General features: G+C 72.3%; 10 protein-coding genes. 7 read left to right on the forward strand and 3 right to left on the reverse strand.

All coding sequences use genetic code 11. The features are described 5' to 3' along the window. The first annotated feature begins 53 nt into the window (after positions 1-53). Positions 54-4103 carry an ATP-dependent RNA helicase HrpA gene (gene hrpA / locus ACH4T9_RS26275; RefSeq protein WP_396674003.1) on the forward strand — a complete coding sequence of 1350 codons (4050 nt, stop codon included), beginning with the start codon at positions 54-56 and terminating at the stop codon, positions 4101-4103. A gap of 84 nt (positions 4104-4187) precedes the next feature. Here the strand turns inward: hrpA and rfbB are convergent, their stop codons facing one another. Both rfbB and ACH4T9_RS26285 read right to left on the reverse strand, forming a co-directional pair. Beyond that, positions 4188-5228, reverse strand: coding sequence for a dTDP-glucose 4,6-dehydratase (gene rfbB, locus ACH4T9_RS26280; RefSeq protein ID WP_396674004.1), 1041 nt, complete (start codon positions 5226-5228; stop codon positions 4188-4190). Positions 5229-5428: 200 nt separating this feature from the next. Beyond that, the gene (locus ACH4T9_RS26285) at positions 5429-6358 is read right to left on the reverse strand and encodes a LysR family transcriptional regulator (RefSeq protein ID WP_396674005.1); all 930 of its coding nucleotides are present in this window, start codon (positions 6356-6358) and stop codon (positions 5429-5431) included. Positions 6359-6393: 35 nt separating this feature from the next. Between ACH4T9_RS26285 and ACH4T9_RS26290 the strand changes: the two genes are divergently transcribed. Genes ACH4T9_RS26290 through ACH4T9_RS26300 form a run of 3 tightly spaced genes read left to right on the forward strand, consistent with a single transcriptional unit; the run spans position 6394 to position 9823 of the window. Next, positions 6394-7125 (forward strand): succinate dehydrogenase cytochrome b subunit, encoded by a 732-nt coding sequence (locus ACH4T9_RS26290; protein ID WP_396674006.1) that lies wholly within the window; start codon positions 6394-6396, stop codon positions 7123-7125. A 2-nt stretch (positions 7126-7127) separates the two neighbouring features. Further along, on the forward strand, positions 7128-9065 hold the full coding sequence (locus tag ACH4T9_RS26295; RefSeq protein WP_396674007.1) for a fumarate reductase/succinate dehydrogenase flavoprotein subunit: 1938 nt from the start codon (positions 7128-7130) through the stop codon (positions 9063-9065). After that, positions 9062-9823, forward strand: coding sequence for a succinate dehydrogenase/fumarate reductase iron-sulfur subunit (locus ACH4T9_RS26300; RefSeq protein ID WP_396674008.1), 762 nt, complete (start codon positions 9062-9064; stop codon positions 9821-9823). The genes ACH4T9_RS26295 and ACH4T9_RS26300 overlap by 4 nt, the downstream gene beginning before the upstream one ends. Positions 9824-9976: 153 nt before the next feature. Here the strand turns inward: ACH4T9_RS26300 and ACH4T9_RS26305 are convergent, their stop codons facing one another. After that, positions 9977-10945: a peptidoglycan DD-metalloendopeptidase family protein gene (locus tag ACH4T9_RS26305; protein WP_396674009.1), complete on the reverse strand. Its 969-nt coding sequence runs from the start codon at positions 10943-10945 to the stop codon at positions 9977-9979. A gap of 222 nt (positions 10946-11167) precedes the next feature. Between ACH4T9_RS26305 and ACH4T9_RS26310 the strand changes: the two genes are divergently transcribed. The 3 genes from ACH4T9_RS26310 (at position 11168) to ACH4T9_RS26320 (ending at position 14791) form a co-directional block, all read left to right on the forward strand. After that, entirely contained in the window at positions 11168-12352 is a 1185-nt protein-coding gene (locus tag ACH4T9_RS26310; RefSeq protein WP_396674010.1) for a zinc-dependent alcohol dehydrogenase, read from the forward strand. Between the two features lie 126 nt (positions 12353-12478). Continuing rightward, positions 12479-13489: a serine hydrolase gene (locus tag ACH4T9_RS26315; RefSeq protein ID WP_396674011.1), complete on the forward strand. Its 1011-nt coding sequence runs from the start codon at positions 12479-12481 to the stop codon at positions 13487-13489. Positions 13490-13651: 162 nt separating this feature from the next. Further along, positions 13652-14791 (forward strand): MBL fold metallo-hydrolase, encoded by a 1140-nt coding sequence (locus ACH4T9_RS26320; protein WP_396674012.1) that lies wholly within the window; start codon positions 13652-13654, stop codon positions 14789-14791. Positions 14792-14836: the final 45 nt, after the last annotated feature.

Consider the following 14836-nt stretch of genomic DNA (forward strand, 5'->3'; position numbering starts at 1 on the left):
CGGCGATAACCGGGGGGCGGTCGGCACTCGGGCTGCCTATCCTTGGCGACGACATGCAGAATCCAGCCGTTCCCGCCGCACCCGCCGCGTCCGACACCGTCCGCGAGCTGCACCGCCGCCTGCCCACCCTGATGTTCCGCGACCAGCGCCGGCTCCAGCGGCGCCTCGACGGCGCCCGGCGGCTGCGCGACCCGCAGCGGCGCGAGGCTGCCCTAACCGAGATCACCGCCGACGTGGCCCGGGCCGAGCAGCGGCTCGCCGACCGTCGGGCGGCCGTTCCCGTGATCACCTACCCGGCCGGGCTGCCGGTCAGCGAACGCAGGGACGACATCGCCGCCGCGATCCGCGACCACCAGGTGGTGATCGTGGCCGGCGAGACCGGTTCCGGCAAGACCACCCAGCTGCCGAAGATCTGCCTGGAGCTGGGGCGTGGGGTGCACGGGCTGATCGGGCACACCCAGCCGCGCCGGCTGGCCGCCCGGACGGTGGCCGACCGGATCGCCGAGGAGCTGGGCGCCGAGCTGGGCGACGTGGTCGGCTACAAGGTCCGCTTCCACGACCAGGTCGGCGACCGCAGCCTGGTGAAGCTGATGACCGACGGCATCCTGCTGGCCGAGTTGCAGACCGACCGGATGCTGCGCCAGTACGACACGCTGATCATCGACGAGGCGCACGAGCGCTCCCTCAACATCGACTTCATTCTGGGGTACCTGCGGCAGCTCCTCCCCCGCCGACCCGACCTCAAGGTGATCATCACCTCGGCGACCATCGAGACGGACCGGTTCGCGAAACACTTCGCGGACCCCGAGGGCAGACCGGCGCCGGTGGTCGAGGTGTCCGGACGGACGTACCCGGTGGAGCTGCGGTACCGGCCGCTGGTCGAGGTCACCGAGGCCGAGGCCGACGAGACCGACGACGAGGAGAACGTCCGCGACCAGATCCAGGCGATCGGCGACGCGGTGGAGGAGCTGGCCGCCGAGGGGCCGGGCGACATCCTGGTCTTCCTCTCCGGCGAGCGGGAGATCCGGGACACCGCCGACGCGCTGGCCCGGTTGGTGGAGAGGAAGCGGTCGCTGCTCGGCACCGAGATCCTGCCGCTGTACGCCCGGCTGTCCGCCGCCGAGCAACACCGGGTGTTCGCCCCGCACGCCGGGCGCCGGGTGGTGCTGGCCACCAACGTCGCGGAGACCTCGCTGACCGTGCCCGGCATCAAGTACGTGGTGGACCCGGGCACCGCCCGGATCTCCCGGTACTCCAGCCGGCTGAAGGTGCAGCGGCTGCCGATCGAGCCGGTGTCACAGGCGTCGGCCAACCAGCGTAAGGGCCGCTGCGGGCGCACCTCGGACGGCATCTGCATCCGCCTCTACGACGAGCCGGACTTCCTGTCCCGCCCGGAGTTCACCGACCCGGAGATCCTGCGCACCAACCTGGCCTCGGTCATCCTCCAGATGACCTCGATCGGGCTGGGCGACGTCGCGGCATTCCCGTTCATCGACCCGCCGGACAAGCGCAACGTCGCCGACGGGGTGAACCTGCTGCACGAGCTGGGCGCGCTCGACCCGGCCGAGACCGACCCGGACAAGCGGCTCACCCCGCTGGGCCGGCGGCTGGCCCAGCTCCCGGTCGACCCCCGGCTGGCCCGGATGGTCCTCGAGGGCGAGCGCAACGGCTGCGCCACCGAGGTGATGGTGATCGCCGCCGCGCTGTCCATCCAGGACCCGCGCGAGCGGCCGGCGGAGCGGCAGGCCCAGGCCGACCAGGCGCACGCCCGGTTCGCCGACCGGGAATCCGACTTCGTCGCGCTGCTGAACCTGTGGCGGTACCTGCGGGAACAGCAGCGGGAGCTGTCGTCGAGCGCGTTCCGCCGGATGTGCAAGGCGGAGTACCTCAACTACCTGCGGGTGCGCGAGTGGCAGGACATCGTCAGCCAGCTCCGCCAGGTGCTCCGTACCCCCGATCAGGCCGGCGGTGGACGCAACGGGCGTGGCGCGAAGGAGGCCGGGCCGGACGGCGGACGGCGCGGCCCGGCCGCGGACCTGCCGGAGGAGATCGACACCCCGAAGGTGCACCAGTCGCTGCTGGCCGGCCTGCTGTCCCACGTCGGGCTCAAGGACCCGCAGAAGCACGAGTACCTCGGCGCGCGGGGCGCGAAGTTCGCCCTGTTCCCCGGGTCGGCGCTGTTCAAGAAGCCGCCGCGCTGGGTGATGGCCGCCGAGCTGGTGGAGACCTCCCGGCTCTGGGGTCGGGTGGCCGGCCGGGTCGAGCCGGAGTGGGTCGAGCCCCTCGCGCAGCACCTGGTCAAGCGCAGCTACAGCGAGCCGCACTGGGAGAAGAAGCAGGCGGCGGTGCTGGCGTACGAGAAGGTCACCCTGTACGGCGTACCGCTGGTCACCGCCCGGAAGGTGAACTTCGGCCGGATCGACCCGACCCTGTCCCGGGAGCTGTTCATCCGGCACGCCCTGGTCGAGGGCGACTGGCAGACCCACCACCATTTCTGGCAGGACAACCAGCGGCTGCTGACCGAGATCGCGGAGTTGGAGAACCGGGCCCGACGGCGGGACATCCTGGTCGACGACGAGACGATCTTCCAGTTCTACGACGAGCGGATCCCGGCCGACGTGGTGTCCGGTCGGCACTTCGACGCCTGGTGGAAGCAGACCCGCCGGGAGCGGCCCGACCTGCTCACGTTCACCCGGGAGCTGCTGGTCAACGCCGGCCGGGGCGGGGTCGCCGAGGCCGACTACCCGGACGAGTGGCGGACGGAAGGGGTCACCCTCCCGCTGACGTACACCTTCGATCCGGGCACCTCGACGGACGGGGTGACCGTGGAAATCCCGCTGCCGCTGCTCAACCAGGTGCCGGTGGAGAGCTTCGACTGGCAGGTCCCCGGGCTGCGCGAGGAGATGGTGATCGCGCTGATCCGGTCGCTTCCCAAGCCGGTCCGGCGCAACTTCGTCCCGGTCCCCGACTACGCCCGGGCGGCGCTCGCCGCGATCACCCCGGGCGAGGAGCCGCTGCTGGACGCGCTGACCCGGCAGCTGCGCCGGATGACCGGGGTGACCGTGCCCCGGGACGCCTGGGAACCGGCGAAACTCCCCGCCCACCTGCGGGTCAGTTTCCGGGTGCTCGACGAGGAGAACAAGCCCGTCGCCGAGGGCAAGGACCTGCCGGCCCTGCAACGCCAGCTCCGCCAGGAGGTGCGCCAGGTGGTGGCCGCCGCCGCGCCGGAGGTGGCCCGCACCGGGCTGACCCAGTGGGGCGTCGGCACGCTGCCGCGCACCATCGAACAGGTCCGCGCGGGGTACGCGGTGACCGCGTACCCGGCGCTGGTCGACGAGGGGCAGACGGTCGGGGTGAAGGTCTTCGACTCCGAGGCCGAGCAGGCCGCCGCGCACTGGGCCGGCACCCGGCGGCTGCTGCGGCTGACCGTGCCCTCCCCGGCGAAGTTCCTCCAGGGGCGGCTGTCCAACGAGGCGAAGCTGGCGCTGAGCCGCAACCCGCACGGCGGCGTGCAGCAGCTCATCTCCGACGCGGCCGGGGCGGCGATCGACAGGCTGATCGCCGAGGCCGGCGGCCCCGCGTGGGACGCCGAGGGCTTCGCCGCGCTGCGCGAGCGGGTCCGCGCCGACCTGGTGGACACCGTGGTCGAGGTGATGGGGCGGGTGCGGCAGGTGCTCGCCGCCGGGTACGCCGTCGAGCAGCGGCTCGGCAAGACCCAGAACCTGGCCGTGGTGGCCGCCCTGGCCGACATCCGGGCCCAGCTCTCCGGCCTGGTGCACGCCGGCTTCATCACCGAGGCCGGGTACGCCCGCCTACCCGACCTGCTGCGCTACCTGACCGCCATCGAACGGCGGCTGGACCGGCTGCCGGGCAACCCGCAGCGGGACCGCCAGCAGCAGGACCGGATCGCGGTGGTGCAGAAGGAGTACGCCGACCTGCTCGCCGCGCTGCCGCCGAGCCGGCGGCAGTCGGCGGCGGTGCGGCAGATCCGCTGGATGATCGAGGAGCTGCGGGTGAACGTGTTCGCCCAGGCGCTCGGCACCCCGTACCCGGTCTCCGAGCAGCGGATCTACCGGGCGATGGACGACGCCGAGGGCCGCTGAGCCGTCCGGGGAGGGTCGGACCGGCCCTTCCCCGGGCGGTACGGCCACCACCGCCCGGGGGCCGGACGGCGTGCTGGCGGCGGGTCAGTGCACCGGGGCGGGCACCGCCCGGCCGACCGGGAGCCCCCGCACGGAGTTGGTCAGGCCGCCGGAGCGGGCCTCCGGGTACGCGTGCGCCCACCAGGCCCGATTCTCCCGGTACCAGTGGAAGACCTCGGACAGCCCCTCGGCGAACCGGATCTGCGGCTCGAAGCCGAGCTCGTCGGAGATCTTGGTGTAGTCGAGCGAGTACCGCTGGTCCTGGACCTTGCGGTCGGCGACGTGCCGCACCCGCTCCCAGCCGGCCCCGGCGAGCAGCAGGATCTTCTCGGCCAGCGCCTTGTTGGTCAGCTCGACGTCGCCGCCGATGTTGTAGACCTCCCCGGCGCGGCCCTTGCCCAGCACCAGCGCGATGGCCCGGCAGTGGTCGTCGACGTGCAGCCACTCCCGGACCGCGCCGCCGTCACCGTGCAGGGTGATGTCCCCACCGGTGAGCAGGCTGGTGACGAAGCGCGGGATGACCTTCTCCACGTGCTGGTAGGGCCCGTAGTTGTTGGCGCACCGGGTGATCGACACGTCGACGTCGAAGGTGCGCCAGTACGAGCGCACGACGTGGTCGCTCGCGGCCTTCGACGCCGCGTACGGCGAGTTGGGCTCCAGCACGCAACGCTCGGTCCACGCGCCGTCGGTGATCGACCCGTACACCTCGTCGGTGGAGACGTGCACGACCCGGCCCACGCCGGCGCGGGCGCAGGCGGCCATCAGGCGGTGCGAGCCCATCACGTTCGTCTCGAAGAACGGGGCCGGGTCGTCGATGGAGCGGTCCACATGCGATTCGGCGGCGAAGTGCACCACCGCGTCGTGCCCGGGGACCAGGTCGGCGAGCAGCGGCCGGTCGCAGATGTCGCCGCGGACGAAGGCCAGGCGGGGGTGGCTGGCGGGCAGGTTGTGCCGGTCGCTCGCGTAGGTCAGCTTGTCCAGGACCGTCACGTGGCAGTCCTCGAAGCCGGTGTACCGCCCGTTGAGCAGGCTCCGGGCGAAGTGTGACCCGATGAAGCCGGCACCGCCGGTAACCAGGATCCTCATGTGGTGGCCTCCCTGCCACGCGAAGCCCGCGCGTTCGACTTCGTCTTCGACAGGCCGACGGGGCGTCGTGCCTGTGCAAGGCTTCACCATAGGGGACCAACAGGAGCAACGCGGCTGATACAACGCCCTTAAGGACTATTTAACTCAAGCACGGCACAAGCGGACGGCAGGGTCGCAACCATTCCCCCGGCCGGGGTCCCTCACCTCGGTTCCACCCCGGGCGGGAGGCCGTCCGCCTCGATCGCGGTGTGCACGTAGTCCATCAGGATGCGGCGCAGCTCGCGCCCGGCGTGGGTGGGTACGACGTCGCGGCGGCGGGCCACGGCGATGGTCCGGCGCACCCCCGGCGGGGCCAGCCGGGTGACCCGGATGGCGGGTCGGCGGGCCACCACGATGCCGGGCACCAGCGCCACCCCGAGCCCGGCCTCGACGAAGCTGAGCACGGCGTCCATCTCGCCGCCGTCGACGGACAGGGTGGGCTCGAAGCCGGCCTCCCGGCACGCCTGGAGGGTGGCGTCGCGCAGGTCGTAGCCCTCGCGGAACATGACCAGCGGCTGGCCGCGCAGGTCGGTGACGCGCAGCTCGCCGGCCGCCGAGGTACCGGGGACCTCGTCCAACGAGGCCACCACCAGGCTCTCCCGCAGGATCTCCTCGGTGTGCAGCCCCGGATCCGCGCCGTGCGCGGGCATGATGATCAACGCCAGGTCGAGGTCGCCGCGGAGCAGGTCGCGGACCAGGTTCTGCGAACCGCCCTCCTCCACCCGCAGGTCGACGGCGGGGTGGGCGTCGCGGAACCGGCGCAGCACCGGCGGGGCGAGCGCGGTGGCCAGGCTCGGGGTGGCGCCGAGACGGACCCGACCGCGCCGCAGCCCGACCAGTTCCTGGACCTCGCGGGTGGCGGTCTCGACGTCGGCGAGGATCCGCCTGGCCAGCGGGAGCAGCACCTCGCCGGCGGCGGTGAGGGCGATGTTGCCCCGCACCCGCTCGAACAGCGGTGCCCCGAGGTCGGCCTCCAGGGCGTGAATTTGCTTACTCAACGAGGGCTGGGTTATGCCGACGACATCGGCCGCCTGGGTGAAATGTCGCACTTCCGCGACTGCGACGAAGTAGCGGAGCTGATGGAGCTGCATCTACATAGCCTACGGCTATCAAGACTGCGAGGTCGATGCATTGGACGACTGATCGAAGTGCTCCTAGCGTCGGTCGAGTGGTACTCACGAAAACTCGGTCGCCCATCCGCTCCAACGTCGGCCTGAAGGCCGTCATGGCGGTGACGGGCATCCTCCTCATGCTGTTCCTGATCGCCCACATGCTCGGCAACCTGAAGATCTTCACCGGCGAGACCGCGTTCGACCACTACGGGCACTGGCTGCGCGACCTCGGCACGCCGCTGCTCCCGTCGACCTGGTTCCTGTGGATCCAGCGCATAGCGCTGCTGGTGGCCGTGCTGGGCCACATCGCCGCCGCCACGGTTCTCGCCCTGCGCGCCCGCGCCGCCCGCCCGGTGAAGTACGCCCACCGCAAGGCGGTCCGGGGCAGCTACGCGGCCCGCACCATGCGCTGGGGTGGGGTGATCATCCTGCTCTTCGTGATCTACCACATCCTGGACCTGACCACCGGTCACCTGAACCCCAAGGGCGATCCCAGCAACCCGTACGGCAACGTGGTCGCCGACTTCGCGCCGGAGCGCTGGTACGTCACGCTCTTCTACACCCTGGCGATCGTGGCGCTCGGCTTCCACCTGCGCCACGGCGCGTTCAGCGCGTTCCGCAGCCTCGGCCAGCAGACCCCCGGGGGCGAGCGCCGGGCGCGCGCCGCCGCGCTCGTCCTCGCCGTCGCGCTCTGCGCCGGCTACCTGGCGGTCCCGTTCGCCGTACTCACCGGATTGGTGGCCTGACCATGGATCTGTTCACCGAGGGCGACCCGATCGCCGACACGTCGGCTCCCGGCGGCCCGGTCGAGGCCCGCTGGGACAACCGCCGCTTCGAGGCCAAGCTGGTCAACCCGGCCAACCGCCGCAAGATGACGGTGATCGTGGTGGGCACCGGCCTGGCCGGCGGGTCGGCTGCCGCCACGCTGGCCGAGCAGGGCTATCGCGTCAGGTCGTACTGCTACCAGGACAGCCCGCGCCGGGCCCACTCGATCGCCGCGCAGGGCGGCATCAACGCCGCCAAGAACTACCGCAATGACGGCGACTCGGTGCACCGGCTGTTCTACGACACCGTCAAGGGCGGCGACTTCCGCTCCCGGGAGTCGAACGTGCACCGGTTGGCCGAGGTGTCGGTCAACATCATCGACCAGTGCGTCGCCCAGGGCGTGCCGTTCGCCCGCGAGTACGGCGGCCTGCTCGACACCCGCTCGTTCGGCGGCGCGCAGGTGCAGCGCACCTTCTACGCCCGGGGCCAGACGGGCCAGCAGTTGCTGCTCGGGGCGTACCAGGCGCTGGAGCGGCAGATCGGCCTGGGCAACGTCGAGATGAACTCCCGGCACGAGATGCTGGAGCTGGTCGTCGTCGACGGACGGGCCCGGGGCATCGTGGTCCGGGACCTGGTCACCGGCGAGATCAGCACCGAGATGGCCGACGCGGTGGTGCTCGCCTCCGGCGGGTACGGCAACGTCTTCTACCTCTCCACCAACGCCAAGGGCTGCAACGTCACCGCGACCTGGCGGGCGCACCGCAAGGGCGCATACTTCGCCAACCCCTGCTACACCCAGATCCACCCGACCTGCATCCCCGTCTCCGGCGACCACCAGTCGAAGCTGACGCTGATGAGCGAGTCGCTGCGCAACGACGGCCGGGTGTGGGTGCCGAAGGCCGCCGGCGACGACCGCGCGCCCCGGGACATCCCCGAGGACGAACGGGACTACTACCTGGAGCGGATCTACCCCTCCTTCGGCAACCTGGTGCCCAGGGACATCGCCTCCCGGGCCGCGAAGAACGTCTGCGACTCCGGCCGGGGTGTCGGGCCGACCAAGCTCGGCGTCTACCTCGACTTCGCCGACGCGATCGACCGGCTCGGCCGCAAGGCCATCGAGGCCAAGTACGGCAACCTCTTCGAGATGTACGAGCGGATCACCGGCGAGGACCCGTACCAGGTCCCGATGCGGATCTACCCCGCCGTGCACTACACGATGGGCGGCCTCTGGGTCGACTACGACCTCCAGTCGACCATCCCCGGGCTGTTCGTGATCGGCGAGGCGAACTTCTCCGACCACGGCGCGAACCGGCTCGGCGCCTCGGCGCTGATGCAGGGCCTGGCCGACGGCTACTTCGTGCTGCCCAGCACCATCGCCAACTACCTGGCCTCCGGGCCGCTGGAGAAGGTCGACGCCAGCCACCCGGCGGCGGTCGAGGCCCGCGCCGACGTGGAGGATCGCGTCCGGCGGCTGCTGGCGGTCGACGGCGACCGGACGGTCGACTCGTTCCACCGTGAGCTGGGACAGATCATGTGGGAGCACTGCGGGATGGAACGCAACGAGGCCGGGCTGCGCAAGGCGATCGACGAGATCCGCGCGCTGCGCGAGGAGTTCTGGCAGCGGGTCCGGGTGCCGGGCGACGGCGAGGGGCTCAACCAGTCGCTGGAGAAGGCCGGCCGGGTGGCCGACTTCTTCGAGCTGGCCGAGCTGATGTGTGTCGACGCCCTGCACCGCGAGGAGTCCTGCGGCGGTCACTTCCGGGCCGAGCACCAGACCCCGGACGGCGAGGCGCAGCGCGACGACGACCGGTTCGCCTACGTGGCGGCCTGGGAGTACACCGCCGCCGGTGAGCCGGCCGTGCTGCACAAGGAAGACCTGAAGTTCGAATACGTGCACCCGACGCAGCGGAGCTACAAGTGAACCTGACCCTGCGCATCTGGCGCCAGCCCGGCCCCGAGGACAAGGGTCGGATGGTGACCTACCAGGTCGACGACGTCTCCCCCGACATGTCGTTCCTGGAGATGCTCGACGTGCTCAACGAGCGGCTGATCCTCTCCGGCGAGGAGCCGGTGGCGTTCGACCACGACTGCCGCGAGGGCATCTGCGGCATGTGCGGCCTGATGATCAACGGCGACGCGCACGGGCCGCAGCGCGGCACCACCGCGTGCCAGCTGCACATGCGGCAGTTCTCCGACGGCGACACGATCGACATCGAGCCGTGGCGGGCCCGCGCCTTCCCGGTCATCAAGGACCTGGTGGTCGACCGGGGCGCCTTCGACAAGATCATCGCCGCCGGCGGGTACATCACCTCGCCGACCGGCAGCGCCCCCGAGGCGCACGCCACGCCGGTGGCCAAGGCCGACGCGGACGCCGCATTCTCCTCGGCCGCCTGCATCGGCTGCGGGGCCTGCGTGGCGGCCTGCCCGAACGGCTCCGGCATGCTCTTCACCGCCGCCAAGCTCACCCAGCTCTCGCTGCTGCCGCAGGGCCAGCCCGAGCGGTACACCCGGGTGATCGGGATGGTCGACGCGCACGACGAGGCCGGCTTCGGCGGCTGCACCAACGCCGGCGAGTGCACGGCGGTCTGCCCGAAGGGCATCCCGCTGAGCACCATCGGCCGACTCAACCGCGACTACCTCACGGCGACCGCCAAGGGCGGCGGCACCCCGGGCTCCTGACCCGACCGCACCCCGACGACCGACGGGCCTCCCCTCCCCGCGTGGTCCCGGTGCGCGCACTTTCACGGAAAGCGGGGCCATGGCGTGCGCCGATGCCACACATTCCGTGAAAGTGCGCGTAGGGGAGGGATGGGGGTGGGCGTCAGTGGCGGATCAGATCAGCACGCTCCAGGTCACCGGGCCGACGAGACCGTCGGCGACGAGACCGTTGCGGCTCTGGAAACTGCGTACCGCGCTGGTGGTGACCGAACCGAAACCGCCGTCCACGACGAGGCCCGCGCCCCGGCCGTTGAGCGCGGTCTGCAGGCCGCGGACCAGGTCGCCGGAGTTGCCCTCAAGCAGGGGCAGGACGAGGGCCGTCCAGGTGATCGGGCCGACCATGCCGTCGGCGTAGAGCCCTCGGCCACTCTGGAACGACCTGACCGCCGAGGCGCAGGCCGGCCCGAAGACGCCGTCCACGACGACGGAGATGCCGCGCGCCCGCACCAGGTACTGGATCACCTTGGGCACCCATCCCGAAGCGCCCTGGCTGACGCTCGGGTAGCCGGTGCTGCCGACGGGGGCCGTCGAGCCGAGGGTGATACCCCGGTTGGCCAGGAAGACCCGAGGATCCGTCGAGGTCAGCCGGGGTCGGTGGATCTCGAAGTGCAGGTGCGGGCCGGTCGAGTTGCCGGTGGTGCCCATCAGGCCGATCAGCTGTCCGCAGCTGACCTGCTGGCCGTCGCTGACCAGCACCCGGTGGAGGTGGCCGTAGTAGGAGAAGTAGCTGTCGGCGTGGTTGAGGTGGACGCTGTTGCCGGTGCGACCGCCCAGGGGGCCGCTCGACGTGTCGCCCGGGTACGAGTTGGTCCTGATGTCCCGGACCGTTCCGGCGGCCGTCGCGTAGACCGGGGTGCCCTGGCTGTTCGCCACGTCCCAGCCCATGTGGGTGGGGCGGCCGGGGGTCTTGTATCCGGACGTCAGCGCGCCGAGCGTCGGGTTGCTCCAGCCGGCGACCGCCGCCATCGCCGGGCTGGGCACGCCGACGACCCCGACCCCGATCCCGACGCCCAGCGCCGTGAGGAGGGTGCGACGCCGAGCCGACGCGTCGAGTAGGCGGCCCGGTTCCGAATCGTCGCTCATTGTTGTCTCCCGATGCTCGCTCGTGTCGTGGCCGGTGGGCGCTCCGGTGGCGGCCATCGTAGATCTTCCATATCGACAGATCAATACGCGGTGGGAGCCGCAGGCGGAGCAGGCCCTCGCCGGGTCGACGTGCGAGCCACCGGTGCCCGCGCCCCCGGTTCAACGGCCCTGACGCGGGTAGCAGCCCTGTAGGGGCGGCACCGACGAGGGGACGAGGAAGACATGAAGGCACTGACCTGGCAGGGCAAACGGGACGTCCGGGTCGAGGAGGTGCCGGACCCGCGCATCGAGGAGCCGACCGACGCCGTCGTCCGGATCACCTCCACCGCGATCTGCGGCTCCGACCTGCACTTGTACGAGGTGCTGGGGCCCTACCTGAAGCCCGGCGACGTGCTGGGCCACGAGCCGATGGGGATCGTCGAGGAGGTCGGGCCCGGGGTGACCCGGCTCAAGCCGGGCGACCGCGTGGTAATCCCGTTCAACATCTCCTGCGGCTCCTGCTGGATGTGCGACCGGCAGCTCTACGCCCAGTGCGAGACCACCCAGGTGACCTCGCAGGGCAAGGGCGCCGCCCTGTTCGGCTACACCTCGCTGTACGGCTCCGTGCCCGGCGGGCAGGCCGAGTACCTGCGGGTGCCGCACGCCCAGTTCGGGCCGATCAAGGTCCCGGAGACCGGCCCGGACGAGCGCTGGCTGTACCTGTCCGACATCCTGCCCACCGCCTGGCAGGCGGTGCGGTACGCCGACACCCCGCCCGGCGGCACCCTCGCGGTGTTCGGGCTGGGCCCGGTGGGGCAGCTCTGCGCCCGGATCGGCCGGCACCTCGGCGCCGACCGGGTGATCGGGCTGGACCTGGTGCCGGAGCGGCTGGAGATGGCCCGCCGGCACGGCATCGAGACGCTCGACGTCAGCCGGCTCGACAACGTGCCCGACGCGCTGATCGACCTGGTCGACGGGCGCGGACCGGACGCGGTGATCGACGCGGTCGGCATGGAGGCGCACGGCTCCACCTCGGGCAAGCTGGCCCAGGCCGCGGCCGGGATGCTGCCGGACAAGCTGGCCCGGACCATGACGGACAGGGCGGGCGTGGACCGGCTGACCGTGCTGCACGCCGCGCTGAAGGCGGTCCGCCGGGGCGGCACCGTGTCGATCTCCGGGGTGTACGGCGGGGAGGTCGACCCGCTGCCGCTGATGGAGATGTTCGACCGGGGCGTCCAGGTTCGGATGGGGCAGTGTCACGTGCACCGGTGGACCGACGAGATCATGCCGCTGCTCTCCGGCGACGGCGACCCGCTGGGCGTGGAGGACCTGCGGACCCACCGGGTGCCGCTGGCGCAGGCGGCGCAGGCGTACCAGATGTTCCAGAAGAAGGAGGACGGCTGCGTCAAGGTCGTGCTCGCGCCGTGACCCGTACGGCGTTGGTCACGGGTCGGTCGCCGGCCCCGGCGACCGGTTTCGGGTTCACCGGAATCAATCTTCTCCCCTAGGGTGGCGGGCGGAACGGATGATCCGCGACCACCGACGGGGAGACGAATGACGATCAGGGTGAACCGCAGGGCTGCGCTGGGGCTGGGCACGGTGGCGACCGCCGGCACGGTGCTCGGCGCCGGCACGCCGGCCTCCGCCGCCGCCATGCGTCCCCGGGGGGCGGCCCACGCGGTCGAGGCCACGAGCTGGGTGGCTGCCAGGTACGCCCAGGAGTCCACCTTGGCCGGCGGCAACTGGCAGGCGTACGTGACCGTCGCCAACTCGTCCGCCGCCCCGCTGGTGGCCGTCGCCGACGAGGCGGACGCCCGGATCGAGGCGTACAGCGTGAACAAGATCGCGGTGGCCACGGCGGTGCTGGACAAGGTCGACCGGGGACTGCTCACGCTCGCCCAGCAGGTCGACGTGACGGCGTCGATCGTGGTGCCCGGTGGGGACGGGATCTTCAGCCTGGACGGCGCGTACCCGAGCAGCGTCACCCTGGGGCACGCGCTGGCGAACCTGCTCACCGTCTCCGACGACACCGCCGTCCGGCTCTGCGGCCTGGTCTGCCCGGCGGCCGAGCTGAACCAGATCCTGGTGGCGAAGGGCTTCCCGAACACGCAGGTGCAGCCGGTGGCCAACCCGAACCGGTTCTACCTCGGCACCAGCACCCCCCGGGAGGCGCACGACCTGCTGCGGGCGCTGGTCGCCGGCACGCTGCTGTCGGCGTCCTCGACGGCGTTCCTACTCGGGCTGCTGCGCTCCCCCGTCGCGTTCACCGACGGCATCCGGCGGGAGATGTCCTCCGCCCAGCGGGCCCGGATCGCCACCAAGGCGGGCTGGTTCGGCAGCGCCCGGCACGAGGCCGGGGTGATCTTCGACGCCGCCGGCGCGGCGGTGCTGACGTACGCCCTGTTCGCCGACGGGCAGGCCGACGCGGACAACTTCGGCGCGACCCACCCGGCGGTGCAGGCCCGGGCCCGGATGGGGCGCAGCTTCCTGGCCACCGTCGACGGGCTGACCGGCGGCGGCGCCACCTACCGGCCGCCCGTGCGGCGGCCGAGCAACGGCGGCTGACCAGGCCCGGCCACCCCGCCCCTCCTCCTGGGCATACCGCCGTCGAACTCGACGATCTCCCCGCCCCTGGCACCCGCGCGGCCGAGCCGACCGGCACCCGGCGCGCGGGTGCGGCGGCGGACTACCGTTTACTGGCGGTACACCGGCGGAGGGGGCACCACGATGGGGGAACCAGCGGAACGGGCCGTTGCGCGGGCACTCGGGCGGCGGCTGCGCGGCGCGGCCGGGCTGGCCGCGCTCGCCGGCCTGGCCTGGGTGGCGCGGGACGTGCCGGCGGCGCTGGGCGGGCGGCTGACCGGGGCGCGCGCCGCGCGGGCGGGCCGCTCGCCGCAGTTCCGCGACGGCACCTTCCACAACCGGCCGAGCACCCGCACGACGCCCGGCGCGTCCGACCGCAACCTGGTCCGCGAGCTGATCTTCGGCAAGCAGAGGCGCCGGCCGTCCGCCGCCGTCCCGCTGCGGCGTCCGGCCGACGCGCCCGCCGCGACCGAGCGCGAGCTCAACGTCGTCTGGTACGGCCACGCGTCGGCGCTGATCGAGATAGAGGGGCACCGGGTGCTGATCGACCCGGTGTGGAGCGACCGGTGCTCACCGTCGGCGCTGGTCGGGCCGCGGCGGCTGCACCAGCCCCCGGTCGGCCTCGACGAGTTGCCCGCCGTGGACGCGATCCTGATCTCCCACGACCACTACGACCACCTCGACATGGCCACCGTGCGGGCGCTGCTGGCCGGGCAGTCGGCGCCGTTCCTGGTGCCGCTGGGCGTCGGCGCCCACCTGGACCGCTGGGGTGTGCCGGAGCACCGGATCGTCGAGCTGGACTGGTCGGAGAGCCACCGGGTGGGGCCGCTGACGATCACCGCCACCGCCGCCCAGCACTTCTCCGGCCGGGGGCTGCGCCGCGACGGCACGCTGTGGAGCTCGTGGGTGGTGGCCGGCGCGCACCGCCGCCTGTTCTACACCGGCGACTCCGGCTACTTCGACGGGTACGCCGAGATCGGCGCGGAGCACGGCCCGTTCGACGTCACGCTGATGCAGATCGGCGCGTACGACCGGGCGTGGCCGGGCATCCACATGTTCCCGGAGGAGGCCGTGGCGGCCCACCTCGACCTGCGCGGCGGGCTGCTCGTCCCGGTGCACTGGGCGACGTTCAACCTGGCCCTGCACGACTGGTCGGAGCCGGTGGACCGGATCTGGGCCGAGGCGAAGGCCCGCGACGTGCGGCTGGCCGTGCCCCGCCCCGGCGAGCGGGTGGTGGTCGACGACCCGCCCGCGGTCGACGGCTGGTGGCAGTCGATCGCCTGAGCGCCCGCTGAGCGCCCGCCCCACCCCGTCCACGCCGCGCCGCCC

The organism is Micromonospora sp. NPDC020750 (genome assembly GCF_044334565.1).
Taxonomy (GTDB): domain Bacteria; phylum Actinomycetota; class Actinomycetes; order Mycobacteriales; family Micromonosporaceae; genus Micromonospora.

Bases quoted from the DNA above. Each gene is read 5' to 3' on its own strand.
- ACH4T9_RS26285 (WP_396674005.1), bottom strand. From the start codon at position 6,358: ATGCAGCTCCATCAGCTCCGCTACTTCGTCGCAGTCGCGGAAGTGCGA.
- ACH4T9_RS26290 (WP_396674006.1), top strand. From the start codon at position 6,394: ATGCATTGGACGACTGATCGAAGTGCTCCTAGCGTCGGTCGAGTGGTA.
- ACH4T9_RS26305 (WP_396674009.1), bottom strand. From the start codon at position 10,945: ATGAGCGACGATTCGGAACCGGGCCGCCTACTCGACGCGTCGGCTCGG.
- ACH4T9_RS26310 (WP_396674010.1), top strand. From the start codon at position 11,168: ATGAAGGCACTGACCTGGCAGGGCAAACGGGACGTCCGGGTCGAGGAG.
- ACH4T9_RS26315 (WP_396674011.1), top strand. From the start codon at position 12,479: ATGACGATCAGGGTGAACCGCAGGGCTGCGCTGGGGCTGGGCACGGTG.
- hrpA (WP_396674003.1), top strand. From the start codon at position 54: ATGCAGAATCCAGCCGTTCCCGCCGCACCCGCCGCGTCCGACACCGTC.
- rfbB (WP_396674004.1), bottom strand. From the start codon at position 5,228: ATGAGGATCCTGGTTACCGGCGGTGCCGGCTTCATCGGGTCACACTTC.
- ACH4T9_RS26320 (WP_396674012.1), top strand. From the start codon at position 13,652: ATGGGGGAACCAGCGGAACGGGCCGTTGCGCGGGCACTCGGGCGGCGG.
- ACH4T9_RS26295 (WP_396674007.1), top strand. From the start codon at position 7,128: ATGGATCTGTTCACCGAGGGCGACCCGATCGCCGACACGTCGGCTCCC.